This is a genomic window from Streptomyces sp. NPDC006463 (assembly GCF_042870715.1).
In the GTDB taxonomy this organism is placed as follows: domain Bacteria; phylum Actinomycetota; class Actinomycetes; order Streptomycetales; family Streptomycetaceae; genus Streptomyces.
The window spans coordinates 196,741-210,823 of the sequence record NZ_JBIAHP010000004.1; the positions used below are offsets into that span (position 1 = coordinate 196,741).

Below are 14,083 nucleotides of genomic sequence, written 5' to 3' on the forward strand. Positions count from 1 at the left end.
GGCATCCGCCGAGCGCTCACCAACAGCAACTCCAGCGACACGGGTGTCTCGCGCGGCCCCAGACTCGCCATCCAGCTCTGGGCGCCTGCCGACGCGGGTTGGGCAGGGCTCGGCTCGTGACGCTCGTTTGACGCTCCGAGGGCCTGGCTGCCCGGCCGAAGGGCCGAGTAAGACGCTCTGACCTTGTATTTGGTGGGCCCCGGGCATTGGGATGTGTATCCGATGGCCCACCACGTGGGGTACGACCCGGGGCGGGAGGCGGTTTTCTTTGGCGTGAGCCACGCCTGCGTCACGGGTGCGCCCGCCTCCCGGCCCCGGCTGTGGACCCCGCCGTGTGGCGGGCGAATGGTTTTGCCTGGTCAGCAGGGGTATCGATGGCTGGACCGGATGGGTGAACAGGCGGGCCGGGCATTGAGGCGGCCCCGCCGGATGCTGAAGCATCGTTGCCTGACGGGCTGTTGTGCGCGCCGGCCGGGGGTCGGGGCGTTCGCCCTGTTCGTACTGGCGCGTGCGCGCAGTGCCTGTTTTCCATCCGTGCTCGATGAGAAGAGGTATCGCGATGACCAGTGCCAAACACAAGGGGGCGTTGGCAGCGGCCCCGAAGGCCGCGCAGGCGCTGCACCAGGCGATGATCGGCGCCGCGGGTCCTGCTGCGACCGGGATGTCCGGCCCGCTGAGTGTCCCCGGAACCGTGAGGTGGGGGGAGAAGGTACTGATCCTGGGCGCCGGAGTCGCGGGGCTGACCGCGGCGTACGAGCTGAGCAAGCTCGGCTTCGACGTCACCGTCCTGGAGGCCCAGAAGAGGGTGGGCGGGCGCAACCGCACCGCGCGCAAGGGCGACAAGCTCTACGAGATCGACGACAAGACGGGCAAGACCGTCCACACCCATACCTGCCGGTTCGATGACGGCCTGTACCTGAACCTGGGGCCCGGCCGCATCCCGTACCACCACCGCCGGGTGCTCAGGTACTGCCGTGAGTTCAAGGTGGCGCTGGAGCCGTACGTCATGGAGACCACGGCGAACCTCGTCCGGCCGCCGAAGTCCGACAAGGCCTGGCCCAACCGGCGGGTGGCCAACGACACGCGCGGTCACATCGCGGCGAAGCTCGCCGAGACACTGGTGGCGAAGGACGCGTTCACCGGTGAGGTACGGGATCTCCTCCGGCTCTTCGGGGCGCTCGACATCGACGGCAAGTACTCCGAGGCCAAGCGGTCCGGGTACCTCTACGACCCGGTGATCGAGGAGCCGTTCCCGGTGCCGGCCCCGCCGCTGACCTTCGAGGAGCTGGTGGAGTCCGGATTCTGGAAGGCCAGCTTCTACCAGCCGCTCGACTATCTGTGGCAGGCGACGATGTTCCAGCCGGTCGGCGGCATGGACAAGATCGTCGATGCGCTGGCGCACCAGGCCAGGCTCGCCGGCGCGGAGATCGTGCTCGGCGCCGAGGTCACCGACATCACGATCCTGAAGGAGGGGCCGGAGGTCACGGTTTCCTACCGCGCGGGCGGCCAGGACCATCAGGCCGAGGCCCGCTACTGCGTGAGCAACATCCCCATTCCGGTACTCAAGGGCATCGGGCGGACCGGCTTCTCCGAGGAGTTCGAGAGCGCGATCGAGGCCGTCGAGTTCGCGAAGACCTGCAAGGTGGGCTGGCAGGCCAACGAGCGCTTCTGGGAAGGCGATTTCGAGGGTGTGGTCGGTGATCGCCATGCGATCTACGGTGGGATCAGCTGGACTTCCCACAACATCACGCAGATGTGGTACCCGTCCAACGACTACTTCTCCCACAAGGGGACGCTGACCGGCGCCTACAACTTCAAGGACAAGGCCGAGTTCCTCGGCAAACTGCCGGTCCAGGAACGGCTGAACCTGGCCCGCAAGGGCGCCATGGAACTGCATCCCGAGTTCGGGAAGGACGAACTCGTGCCCCAGGACAAGGGCGTCACCATCGCCTGGCACAAGGTGCCCTACCAGCTCGGAGGCTGGGCGGCCTGGGACCCGTCGGAGGAAAGCCACTACGAGGCGTACCGGCGGCTGCTCCAGCCCGAGGGCGGTGACGCCTTCTTCGTCACCGGAGACCAGATCTCCCCGCTGCCCGGCTGGCAGGAGGGGGCCATGATGTCGGCCGAGTACGTCACCTGGCAGATCCTCGGGGTCATGCCGCTCTCGGTGCCCGAAGTGGTCGCCGTTCCCGACTCCGTCGCCCTCACCCAGGGCATGGTCTGACGCAGGCCGGTGCAGAGGGAGGACGACCAGAGGCTTGGGAAGGCCGTCGTCGAAGGCGGCGACCCCGGCACCGTGGGCGGTGTTGTACCAGAGGTCGTCGTTCCACCGTAGCCAGCGGCTCATGGTGTCGCGCCGGTAGGGCAGGGCGGACTGGTGGGCGGGGGCACGTGGCTGTTCGGCCGCCTGTCCCCGCTCGATCCTCAGGACGCGGCTCGGTGGTCCCAGTGGTCCTTGAACCACGACAAGGTCTTGGCGAGCAGTTCGAGGTTGAGGTCGTTCTCCAGTAGGGACAGCCGGATGTTCGGGCGCAGCTCCAGCTTGCCTTCGGGGATCTCGATGCCGTCCAGTTCGTTGAGGCGACGCAGGAGCTCGGCACGCAGGGCGCGGTCGGTGAACGGGTCCCGGGCGGCCAGGTACTGGAACACGACCTCCGCCGTGCCGCCGCGCCCGCTGCCCGGGTAGAGCGTGAGCGGCCAGATGCCGCGGCCCGCGGTGCCCGGTTTGCCGAGCATGAGGAAGGCGCTGGTGGTGACGCGCCCCGCTCCGTGGCCGATCCAGCCGCCGAGCGCCTCCCAGCGGGCGAAGAGGCTGTGGACCGCCTTGACGGTCTCGGGGGAGTCGTCGGCGGCCAGCTGGCGGAAGAACCTTCCGGCCCGCGTCTGGTCGTCCTGGCCGGGTTCGCCGGAGTGCTGCGCGGTGGCCTCGCCGTCGGCCTCGTCGTCGTTACCCGCGAGCAGCAGGGCGAGGTCGTCAGCGGTGAGGCGCTGCGCGGGGTCGGCGGCTCCGCTCCCGGTGAAGTGGATGCCGTCGGCCGTCAGTCGGGCGCGGACGTCCGCGCCCGCGTCCCCGGGGGCCCAGCGGAAGCCGTCGGCCACCTTCCCGTCGACCGTCAGGACCCGGTACGCACGGGGGATGCCCGCGGTACCGCCGAGGTGGTTGCCGACGGCCTGGGCGCCGGACCCGATGAAGGCCGCGAGGTCGCCGTAGGAGGTCCACGTTCCGTGGGGGAGCGCGGCGAGCACCTGGTGCATCAGCTGCCAGTCCCGGCTGCGCTCGGCCCGGCCGGCTCCCGGCAGCGGGGCCGGCCACAGCCCGACGGCGCGGTCGGCGAGTTCGTCGGCGCGGGCCAGGATCTCCTTCGAGCCCCAGCTCGCGGTTGCGGCGATCCGGCGGTTCATCTCCAAGTGGCTGCCGACCAGCAGGTCCTGCTTGCGCTCGAAGGGGCGGTTGGAGAGTTCCGAGTTGACCGCGGTGAGCGTCAGGTTCCCCAAGGTGTGCTGCAGCCTGGCGTGCAGGTCCTCCGCGCTCTCCCCGTCGACCGTGTCCGCGCCCAGCATGCGCAGCCACTCGTCGCCGGGTGACTGGGGCATGACGTGCTCGATGGTGAGCTGTGCGGCGGCGAAGTCCACCGGTTCGGGATGCTCGTGGCTCTCCTCCAGGCGCTGGAGCACCGCCTTGCGCTGGTGCCAGCGTCCGTACTGGTAGAACGGCGCCGTCCGGATCTTCTCGCGCAGTTCGCCGTCGTCGGGCCAGAACCGGTTGTCGGCGGAGAGGAGTTGGTGCAGGCCGTCGGCCACGGGCAGATCACGCGGAAGCTGTCCGGGCAGGGACTGGAAGATCCTGTTGAGGTTGTTCGTCGGCACCCTGCAGATCATCCGGCGGACGAGGAAGCTCTCGATGTACGACAGGGCTCGGGCCGTCTCGGAGGAGTCGAGCATCCCCTGCTCGCGCCGGTCGAGGAGCAGCAGCAGCGCCGGATAGGTGACCTGGGCCTGCCAGTTGTTCAGGCGGTGCAGGTGGGCACGGACCGCATGGTCCGGTTCCTCCTCGGGGTGCAGGATCCGCCGGAAGAGGACGCTGTGCCGGTGCAGTTCCCGGATGTACGCCTCGATGGCAGCCTCGTCGCTCTCCCCACGCTCGAACCGCTGCTGCTGGGCCGTGTACAGGTCCTGGCGGCGGACCCGGTCGTCCCCGTCGAGTACGAGCTGGAGCCACATGAGCTGTTCGAGCTCGTCATTGCCCAGACTTGCCTGCAGGGGTAGCCAGCGGGACTCGTAGAGGTGCTCCCCTCGGGTGGGCAGTCGCATGAACAGGTAGTTGCGCAGCAGGTCCGCCTGGCTGAGCTTCAGGCCGGTGTTGTTGAGGGACTCGAAGATGCGGTGCACGTTGTCGCCGCGTTCGGCGGTCACCGCGACCAGCGTGAGGCGTGAGGTGATGGCCTGCTCGATGCGGAAGACGTCCTGCGCAGCCGCAGGATCGCCGACGGCCGCGAGTTTCCGGCGGAAGAACTGATAGGCGTTCGCGACGCCACCCGAGAGTGCCGGCGTCGCCTCGGCGCCGCAGATGTGCGCGGCGAACCGGGACCGGTCGGCCTGGGTCGGCAGCAGCCGGAAGTGGTCGTCGCCGGTTTTGCGCTTGTTGACGAGGTATTCCTCTTCGATGCGCTCAGCCTCGTCGGGGTGGGCACCGGCGACGTGGTCACGGATCGCCGCCAGCGCGAGGGACAGCGTGGTCAGCCGTTGCTGACCGTCGACGACGAGCCACCGCGGGAACGTCGCCTCGTTCTGCGGCGACGGCGCGAGCACGACGGAACCGAGGAAGTGGGTGCTGGCCGACTCCCCGGACCCGAGGAGTTCGGCCTGCTCCAGGATGTCGTTCCACAGCTGGCTCAGCTGCTTGTCTGTCCAGGAGTACGTCCGCTGGTACAGGGGCACCTGGAACTGCTGGGCCCTTCCCTGGACGAGATCGGCGAACAGGGTTTCCTTCGCCTGCATTGCTCCCCCTCTGGTACCGACCGGCAGCGATCACGGCTCGGGGGCCAGCCTACGCAGCGTGTTCGCGAGATCGGCAGGAAACGATCAGGTTGGTCCAGGGGCAGGGGTGCACCCGCCGCCGGCTGCGCCGGGCAAGGTCCGCCGACGACGGTTGACGCCTTGTCAGGGGCGGTCCGTCCGTTCGGCGCGGGCGGCGTGTTCGTCTACGAAGAGTGACGGCCGTGCGGGGGACCGTGCCGGGGCCGCGGGGTCGGCGTGTCGGCAGGTTGGTGCTGGTCCGTGACACCGATGGCTGTGCCCCGAGCGCCCGGTTTTCGACAAGCACGCTGCGTGTATATCGTCATACATCTGTCGCTGTGGGTAACCATCACCCACCGGCAGGCTCGCCGCCTGTCCGCACGTCTCACAGGTGAGGAGTCACATGTCACGCAGGCACCGCTCCAAGAGATTCGCGTCGTCGCTATCCGCGCTCGCGGCCACCGCCCTCTTCGTCGCCGCCGTCCCGGCCTCCGCCCATGACGCGGCCGGTCATCCCGATGAAGCCGCCGAGGCGGCGACACTGGGGGCCGAGCATGCTCAGGAACATGCCAAGATCCGCGCCGCGGCCCAGGCTCTGGGCGGCTACTCCCAGCTGGCGCGGATCGAGAGCCTGAGCGATCTGACCAGGTCCCAGGAGCTGGCGAACTCGAAGTTCCACCCCAAGGTGTACGGGCAGTTCGCGGAGTACTTCCAGTCGCCCGATTTCGCCGCCCACATCGCCATGCTGCCCACCGGCAAGGTGCTGATGTTCTCCTTCGAGCGCGTGGAGACCGATCCCACGGAGGAGCCGGCCCCGACCAACACGCTCGGGCCGGAGAACGCCGGCCGTGCCTTCCTGTGGGATCCGGGGAAGGGGACCGGCCCCGAGGCGTTCAAAAAGGTCACCCCGCCCGAGCTGGTCGTGCCGGACGGCACGGACGTGAAGCGCCCGGCCCCGTTCTTCTGCGCCGGGCACGCCTTCCTGCCCAATGGCATGCTCGGCGTCTTCGGCGGGAACCTCGGCTACGGCGGAGGCGCCGGAGCGAAGCTGTCCCTCGTCTTCGACCCGTGGACCGAGAAGTGGTCGGTCAACAAGGACATGGCGGTCGGCCGCTGGTACCCGACCGTCGCCACCGCCCCCGACGGGCGGCTGCTCATCATGTCCGGCCACACCGACAAGGGATGGGGCACCTCCACCTCGGTCGTCGAGCGGTTCCCGGCCAAGAGCCACCCGGTCCCGTTCGAGAAGACCGTGGTCCCGCGGGACGTTCCCACCGACACCCTTCGCGTCGACGCCCCGTTCGGCGAGGACAGCGACTACCCGCACCTGTTCACCCTGCGCGACGGCAAGGTGTACGGCCTGGGCCGCCACGCCACCCGGCAGTGGGCCTTCGACCCGGTCGCGGAGACGCGCGCGGACCTTCCGGCCCGTCCGGACGGCGTCCACCGAGGCTACGGCTCCGCGGTGGCGCTGCCCGCCGGATTCCGCGGCCCGGACTCCGTACTGATCCTCGGCGGTGACCGCGACGACCCCAACACCTACCAGCTCGCGAACGGGGCGTGGGAGAAGAAGCAGCCGCGCGCCTTCGGCCGGACCCAGGACAACACCCTTCTCCTCCCGGACGCGAGCCTGCTGACGGTCAACGGCGCCCACGGCATCCGGGACTACGGAAACGGCGACTACAACCCCAAGGCCGATCTCAAGTACCGCCAGATCGAGACCCGCAACGCGCTCGGGGAGTGGCGGCTCGGGCCCGTGCAGCGGCTGCCGCGCGGCTACCACTCCAACGCCGTCGTGCTGCCCGACGGCCGGATCATGGTCACGGGTGACGAACTCCAGCAGCTCGCCAACGACCCGAAGATCGACGACGACATGAACGGCAGCATCGAGATCTTCGAGCCTGCCTACCTCCACCAGGGTGCCCGGCCCAGGCTCGACCAGGTGCCCGGCGGCCCCGTCCGCTACGACTCCCGCTTCAAGGTGACGACTTCGACCCCGGGTCAGGTCAAGAAGGCCGTCCTGCTGGCGCCGACCACGGCGACCCACGCGGTCAACACCAGCCAGCGTCATCTGGAACTGCGGATCGTCCAACGTGAGGGCAACACGATCGGGCTCCAGGCCCCGCCCTCCGCCAACGACGCCCCTCCGGGCCACTACATGCTCTTCCTGCTGGACGAGAACGGGGTCCCGAGCATCGCCAAGTTCGTGTCCCTGCGCTGAACGAACGGGAGCGACGGCCCGATTGCCGGAAACCCGGTCGGGCCGTCGCTCGCGCCGCGCAGACGCCGCCGCGCAGCGCTGCCGGTTCCCGCCTCCACCGCGTGGGCCGCCGCCGTCAGGCGGTTGTGCGGCGCTTGGTGCGGAGGAGGAAAAGGGTCAGGGCCGAGGCGAGGGCGACCGTGCCCGTGCTGACGCTGATGGCGATCTGCTTGCCGCCGTCGAAGGCGAAGCTGGTGGAGACGTTCACGGCGACGGCCGCCACGAGAAGGATCCAGAGCAGGGCCTTCATGGCCGTTCCTTTCGTCGAGGGGGGCGGGGCCGGTGCGGCCCCTTGTGGACACCACGATGCCCGCTCACGGTGCGGGGGAGCGAGGGGGCGGTCTACCGGACCCTTGGTGTAGCCCGCTACACCAAGGGCCGGGTGGTGCACACGCCTTCGCCGGCCAGGGCGTTCGCCTAATCTGAGGCCCATGAAAGAGAGGCTGTGGATCGAATGGCGGGCGACGAGGCAACTGCTGCGATCGGCCGGCCTCGCCCTGGCCTCGCTCCTGTTCCTGCCCGTCGCGGGATTCACCGCGGTCGCCACCCTGCTGGTGATCGGCGCCGGCGTACTGCCCGAAACGGTCCTGCTGCTCCGCAGGACCGCCGGGCTCAAGCGCCGAGAGGTGGAGAACTGGACGGGTGAGCCGGTCCCGGAGGCGTACGTACCGATCGTCGGCGGGCTCTCCGTACGCGTACGGACGGCGGTCGCCGATCCGGGGACCTACCGGGACCTGCGGTGGCTGGCCGCGCACTTCCTCTACGGCTGGCTGCTGGCCTACGCCGCCCTGCTCGTCTGGATCTTCGGCCTGATGGTCGACGGCATCTGGTGCGGGGTGCTGGGCCACCGGGCCGTGGTGCTGCCCGCCATCGGGCGGCTGGCCGCCCTCGACGCGACCTGGTCCCGCTCCCTGCTGGAACCCTCCACGGACGCCCGGCGCAGTGCGGAACTCGCCGAGCGCGTCGAGGAGCTGACGGCCACCCGGGCCGGGGCGGTCGCCGCGCACGGCGCCGAACTGCGGCGCATCGAGCGTGACCTGCACGACGGGACCCAGGCCCGCCTGGTGGCGCTGTCGATGCGGGTGGGGCTGGCCAGGAGGGCGTACGACAACAACCCGGACGCCGCCCGCAAACTCCTCGACGACGCGCAGGACCAGGTCCAGGAAGCGCTGACCGAACTGCGCCACGTGGTGCGCGGCATCCATCCGCCGATCCTCACCGACCGCGGCCTCACCGGCGCCGTACGGGCGCTGGCCGCGGGCAGCGCACTGGAGGTCGAGGTGGCCGAGGAGGGCCTGGAGGGCGGCTCGCGTCCGCCGGCCGCGGTCGAGGCGGCGGCCTACTTCGCGGTCGCGGAGGCGCTGACCAACGCCGCCAAGCACAGCGGATCCCGGCGGGCCCGGGTGGAACTGTCCCGGGCGCCCCGCGCGTTGAAGATCCTGGTGCGCGACGAGGGGCACGGGGGCGCCGACGAGGCGGGCGGCAGCGGGCTGCTCGGCATGCGGCGGCGGATCGCGGCGCTCGACGGCATCGTCCAGGTGTCGAGCCCCGTCGGGGGGCCGACCGTGATCGAAGTGGAGCTTCCGTGCGTGTGGTGATCGCCGAGGACAACGCCCTGCTGCGGGAAGGACTCGTCCTGCTGCTCACCTCCGCGGGCCACGAGGTGGTCGCCGTCGCGGCCAGCGGTCCCGAGGTGCTCCCGGCCCTGCTCGAACACCGGCCGGACGTCGCCGTGCTGGATGTGCGAATGCCGCCCGGCTTCCGCGACGAGGGGCTGCGCGCGGCGCTCGCGGCGCGGGCACAGATCCCGGGGCTCCCGGTCCTCGTGCTGTCGCAGTACGTGGAGGAGACCTACGCGGCCGAGCTGCTGGGCGGCGGCGCGAGCGGCGTCGGCTATCTCCTCAAGGACCGGATCGGCCGGGTCGACGAGTTCCTCGACGCCCTGGACCGGGTCGCCGCGGGCGGTACCGCGCTGGACCCGGAGGTGGTGGCGGAACTCCTCGCGAAGCGCAAGGACGATCCGATCGACTCCCTGACCCCGCGCGAGCGCGAGGTCCTGCAGCTGATGGCGGAGGGGCGGGACAACGCCACGATCGCCGCGCACCTGGTGGTCACCGAGCGGGCGGTGAGCAAGCACATCGGGAACGTGTTCCTCAAGCTCGGGCTCCCGCCCACCGACAGCGGCCACCGCCGGGTCCTGGCGGTACTCGCCTACCTGAACAAGAGGTTCCGTACGTGAAATATTCATGCCGGAAACGTGAGTCTGGCGCTACCGCCCGCTGAAGTCCCGCCCGCATACTCGTTCTTGATGATTGCGTGGTACAGCCACAGCGGCTACAGCAGCCAGTCGGCGTCACGCGCGATCTTGATGGCGTCCACCCGGTTCCGGGCCTGCAACTTGGTCACCGTGGTGGTCAGGTAATTGCGAACGGTGCCGAGGGAGAGCTGCAGGTGTCTGGCTATCTCGACCGGCTCCAGTCCGTCCGCCGCCAGTCGCAGCACTTCGGTCTCGCGGCTGGTCAGCGGGCTCTCCGTGCTGTTCCACGCGGAGAGGGCGAGCTGGGAGTCGATCACCCGCTTTCCGGCGGCGACGTTCCTGACGGCGGCGGCGAGTTCGCGGGGAGGGGCGTCCTTGAGCAGGAAGCCGGAGACCTGCGCGGCCAGGGCGCGGCGCAGGGCGCCGGGACGACCGAGGCTGGTGAGGATGAGCGCACGGCACTCCGGAAGGCGCTTGCGCAGCCGTTCGGCGGCGGTCAGCCCGTCGATGCCGGGCAGGTCGATGTCGATGATGGCGACGTCCGGCTCGTGCAGGACGGCGGCGTCGAGGATCTGGTCACCGCGCTCCACCTCGCAGACGACCTCCAGGTCGTCCTCCAGGTTGAGCAGGGCCACCAGGGCGCCGCGCACCATGTTCATGTCTTCGGCCAGCAGGATGCGGATCGTCATGCGGAAGGGTCCTCCCGGTTCAGGCGGCGGGGTCCCGGACACCGAGCTCGGTGTCGTCGGGGTCGGCGAGTCTGCGCAGCGGCCGTGCCGGGGCCTGGGCGACCAGCTCGAACGTGTCGCCGGAGCCGCGGGTGACGGTGAGCACGCCGGAGGCCGACAGCAGCCGTTCCCGCAGGTTGCCCAGGCCGCTGCCACTGTGGGGCGACACATCACGGTAGGAGGGGTCCACACCGTCGTTGGAAACGGACAGCCGCACCCAGTCCTCGTCCCGGGTCGCCGTCATGGTGCAGGTGGTGGCGCGGGAATGCCGCAGCAGGTTGGTGACCGCCTCGCGCAGGACGGCGGCCAGTACGGAGTCGACCTGCCGGTCGACGCTCCCGTCCAGCCGGATCTCCACCCGCACCTCGACGTCCGCGGCCTCCAGCAGGGACTGGGCCGAGCGCATCTCCTGTTCCAGGGACATGGTGCGCAGACCGCTGGAGACCACGCGGACATCGGCGAGCGACTGCCGGGATATGGCGAGGACTTCGCTGACCTCCTCCATGGCGCGTCCCGGATGGGAGGGGATGAGCCGGTGGATCAGCTCGCCCTTGAGGGTGATCGCCGACAGGCTGTAGCCCAGCAGGTCGTGGAGGTCCCGCGCGAAGCGCAGCCGCTCCTTGGTGACGGCCAGGCCCGCGAGCTGGCTGCGGGTGTCGTGCAGGGCCTGTACGAGCGAGGCCAGCCGCGACAGTCCGTAGACCACCAGGCCGGTCAGCAGCGTCGACTGGCACAGGTAGACCGTCTCCTGGATGGAGAGGTTGTCCAGGGTCGGCGGGATCAGCATGCTCAGTCCGACCAGGCCGTACGCCGGCCAGGCCCAGCGGCCCGGCAGCAGGAGCAGCAGCGACCCGGCCAGGAATCCGGCCATCGCGCCCCACTGCGAATGGAAGACGGCGATCGGCAGGTACGTGAGCAGTGCCTGCGCGCCGAGCGTCGCACAGCGCTGCCACGCCGGGGCGCGGCGTGCGGCGACGCCCGAATGACGCAGCTGCAGGACGAAGATGAGGCCCAGGCAGACGAGCGAGGTCAGCAGTGACGGCGTGGGCAGCTTCGTGCCCAGCAGGTTGAGGACCGTGATGCCCAGGTAGCTGATCAGCGCGACCGTGAGGATGATGCGGGCCAGCCGGGGAGCGGGCAGGTCCGGCACGTCGTGCGGCTGGCTGTTGCCACCGCCCGCCTCGGCCGCTGAATGCAAGGGATCGTTCTCGTCATGGCGTGGCATGGTCGTCTGGGTCTGCAGCCTTGTCTGTCTCGTCCTTCGAACCCCGGTGCGTTCGTAAAGATCATACGGGCTAGACGAACAGAGGGACGGGGTTCAGGTGTTCGTACGGAGTCGGGGCGAGGCAGTGCCCCGAAGCCACAGGAACGTCGAAGAGGCGGCCCGGCGCGAACCGCGGCCAGAAGTGCCGCAGCCCCGGCACCAGCACCTTGACCGCCGGCAGTTTCAGGTCGGGCCGGGTCTGGTCCAGCACCAGCAGCTCCATGCCGCGCGACCGGACGGTCTCGGTGATCAGGGCCACGTCGTCGAGCAGGTCGGCGGTCGGGTTGTACGCCCAGTCCCGCGGCCCGCGCGGCCGTTCGGCATCCGGCCGTAGGTGGGGCTGGTTGGCGGCGGTGGCGCGCAGCCACCAGTCGAGCGGTTCGGGATCGGTCACCCGGTAGCCGGTGCCCTGCGGGGTGGCCCCGGCCACCAGGGGCAGCAACTGGCCCATTTCGGTCAGCGCGCGGCGCAGCGCCAGGCGCGGGTCGAAGTGCGCGCCGAAGCCGAAGACGATGTCCTCGGCCGGCTTGTCGGTGCGCCGCGACAGGGCCGCGACGACCGGGATCCCGAAGTCCGAGGTGAGGTCCAGCGCCCACACTTCGCGCCCTAGCGAAAGGTAGCCATCGCGAAGCCGGTCGATGTACGGCTCGGCGAAGGCGTCGAGGTCGACGGCGGGCCGACGGGTGCGGTTGTACCACCACAGGGCCACCGCGTCCCGCTCGACCAGCTCCAGGAAGCCCTGCACCAGGGCGTCTTCAGGGCTGCTGCCGGCCGCGTTGCCGTTGGAGTCCGCGAACAGGCCGTCCGGAGACGGCTCTTCGCTGAAGTACAGCAGGGCGGTGGGCACCAGCCGCTGGACGCCTTCGGTGAGCGACCAGACCGGCGTCCAGTCGGTGGGCCGGTCCTCGTCGAAGCGCGGCGGTACGTACTGCAGCCGGTCGCCGCGCGCGTTGATCCGCTCGCGGTCGGCGAACTGCCGGTCGGCGTACAGCTGGACGGCGTTGGGGTGCAGCGCGGCGGGCCCCAGCGCACGGTAGCTGTCGCGGACCACGGGCTCGTCGCCCTGCCGGGTCGCGCTGTACCGTTCCACCGCTTCGCCGAGGGCACTGGTCCGGGCCTCCTCCTCGCTGAGGCCCTTGCCGCCGCTGAGCGAGCGCAGACCGGCGCGCAGCCCCGCCAGGGTGGGGCTGCGCATGGCGAGGTTCTCGCCCGCGACGAACGCCTCGACGAAGCCGGGACTGCCCGGGGCCCGGCGGATCTCGCGGACGATCCCGGTGACGGGGTCGACCAGCGGGGCGTACCGCCGCAGCATCTCGGCGGGGGTGAGCGCCCGGTGCCCGCCCAGGTCCAGTACGGCCTTGGGGCGCGAGCGCGGTACGAAGGGCTCGGCGACCCGCCGGGCCACCAGGCCGGGATCCCCGCACGCCGCGCACTGCGGCAGCCGCGCCACCGGGTGCGCGGCGTTCTGCCACCCGAGGGTGTCCAGTACGTGTACGGCGTGCTGCGCGTCATTGCGTACGCCGGCCAGCCACTTGGCGGCCTCCAGCACGGCCAGCTGCACGGTCAGCGAACGGCCCGCGGGAAGGGTGGCCTGCGGCCGGGGCGGCGGACCGGCCAGGCCGAGCGCCCGCCGCAGCGGTTCCTCCGAGTGCCGGTGACCGCGCAGCCGGGTCGCCAGGCAGTGCCAGCACGGGCCCTCGTACGGCTGGAAGACCGGCCCGACCCACGAGGCGGTGGAGCCGAGACCCGCGAGCAGCCAGGGCCGCTTGGACTGGCGGTGCTCGGCGTCGATCTCCCGCAGCAGCGGGGAGAGGTAGTCCTCGCACAGGACGAGGGTGAGGTCGCCGTCCGCACCCGGCTCGGCGAGGACGAGGCCCGAGGCCCGGCAGGCGGCGCGGACCTCGTCCTCGTCCACGCCGGCCGGGGTGACCACCCGCAGGGTGCGCTGTGCCAGCGCGTCCGGGACCTGGCCGCCGTCGAGGCCGGCCAGGTCCCAGTAGGCCTCGGCCGCCGGGTCGGGGCGCTGACAGCCGGGCGCCCCGGACGCTCGCAGCCGGAGCAGGCCCGAGGCGTCGAGGGCGCGCAGGGAGGCGTCGACCTCCGCCGGGGTCAGCGACGGGGCCGCGTCCCGTACGACGGCGGCCGCAGTGCGGCTGCCGTCCAGGAGCGGGACCAGTACGTCGGCGGGCGGGCCGTGCAGGGCCGTGACGCCGCGGTGCGAGACGAGGTAGGCGGCTTCCCCGGGGACGAGCGTGGCGCGCAGGTGGCTCTTGAAGCCGATCCGCGCCTCGTCCTCGCCGTCGGACGGCGCTCTGTGGTCTGAGTCCCCCATGGACATGCGTTCCCCCCGTCTCGTTTCCTACTCGAACCGTATGGGCGCCGCCGCGACGGCGGTGCCCGCGGGGACGGCGACGACGCACACGGACAGCAGCGCGGCGCCGCTGTCGCCGGACGCGTCGAGGTCCTCGATCACGAGGGCACGGGCGGCGGAACGCATGGTGTCGGCGGCGGACTGTTCACCGAATCGGCTGTGCGAGGCAAGGATGTTCGTCATGGTG

General features: G+C 70.8%; 10 protein-coding genes. 4 read left to right on the plus strand and 6 right to left on the minus strand.

Annotation, left to right across the window (positions count from 1 at the left end):
• Positions 1-559: 559 nt before the first annotated feature.
• Entirely contained in the window at positions 560-2,224 is a 1,665-nt protein-coding gene (locus ACFYOB_RS10050; protein ID WP_388557205.1) for a flavin monoamine oxidase family protein, read from the plus strand.
• A 200-nt stretch (positions 2,225-2,424) separates the two neighbouring features.
• Here the strand turns inward: ACFYOB_RS10050 and ACFYOB_RS10055 are convergent, their stop codons facing one another.
• Positions 2,425-4,998 (minus strand): DUF262 domain-containing protein, encoded by a 2,574-nt coding sequence (locus ACFYOB_RS10055; protein ID WP_388557208.1) that lies wholly within the window; start codon positions 4,996-4,998, stop codon positions 2,425-2,427.
• 421 nt (positions 4,999-5,419) lie between these two features.
• Here ACFYOB_RS10055 and ACFYOB_RS10060 point away from each other — a divergent pair, with 421 nt between their 5' ends.
• Complete coding sequence (locus ACFYOB_RS10060) at positions 5,420-7,237, plus strand: galactose oxidase-like domain-containing protein (protein ID WP_388557211.1); 1,818 nt, start codon at positions 5,420-5,422, stop codon at positions 7,235-7,237.
• Positions 7,238-7,352: 115 nt separating this feature from the next.
• Here the strand turns inward: ACFYOB_RS10060 and ACFYOB_RS10065 are convergent, their stop codons facing one another.
• Positions 7,353-7,526 carry a hypothetical protein gene (locus ACFYOB_RS10065; RefSeq protein ID WP_388557214.1) on the minus strand — a complete coding sequence of 58 codons (174 nt, stop codon included), beginning with the start codon at positions 7,524-7,526 and terminating at the stop codon, positions 7,353-7,355.
• 181 nt (positions 7,527-7,707) lie between these two features.
• Between ACFYOB_RS10065 and ACFYOB_RS10070 the strand changes: the two genes are divergently transcribed.
• Both ACFYOB_RS10070 and ACFYOB_RS10075 read left to right on the plus strand, forming a co-directional pair.
• On the plus strand, positions 7,708-8,874 hold the full coding sequence (locus tag ACFYOB_RS10070; RefSeq protein WP_388557217.1) for a histidine kinase: 1,167 nt from the start codon (positions 7,708-7,710) through the stop codon (positions 8,872-8,874).
• Entirely contained in the window at positions 8,862-9,515 is a 654-nt protein-coding gene (locus tag ACFYOB_RS10075) for a response regulator (protein WP_388557220.1), read from the plus strand. The genes ACFYOB_RS10070 and ACFYOB_RS10075 overlap by 13 nt, the downstream gene beginning before the upstream one ends.
• A gap of 95 nt (positions 9,516-9,610) precedes the next feature.
• Here the strand turns inward: ACFYOB_RS10075 and ACFYOB_RS10080 are convergent, their stop codons facing one another.
• The 4 genes from ACFYOB_RS10080 to ACFYOB_RS10095 form a co-directional block, all read right to left on the minus strand.
• Positions 9,611-10,222, minus strand: coding sequence for a response regulator transcription factor (locus tag ACFYOB_RS10080; protein WP_328928121.1), 612 nt, complete (start codon positions 10,220-10,222; stop codon positions 9,611-9,613).
• A gap of 19 nt (positions 10,223-10,241) precedes the next feature.
• Positions 10,242-11,486, minus strand: coding sequence for a sensor histidine kinase (locus ACFYOB_RS10085; protein WP_388557223.1), 1,245 nt, complete (start codon positions 11,484-11,486; stop codon positions 10,242-10,244).
• 70 nt (positions 11,487-11,556) lie between these two features.
• On the minus strand, positions 11,557-13,857 hold the full coding sequence (locus ACFYOB_RS10090) for a TOMM precursor leader peptide-binding protein (protein WP_388557225.1): 2,301 nt from the start codon (positions 13,855-13,857) through the stop codon (positions 11,557-11,559).
• A 27-nt stretch (positions 13,858-13,884) separates the two neighbouring features.
• Entirely contained in the window at positions 13,885-14,079 is a 195-nt protein-coding gene (locus ACFYOB_RS10095) for a hypothetical protein (protein ID WP_388557227.1), read from the minus strand.
• Positions 14,080-14,083 lie beyond the last annotated feature (4 nt).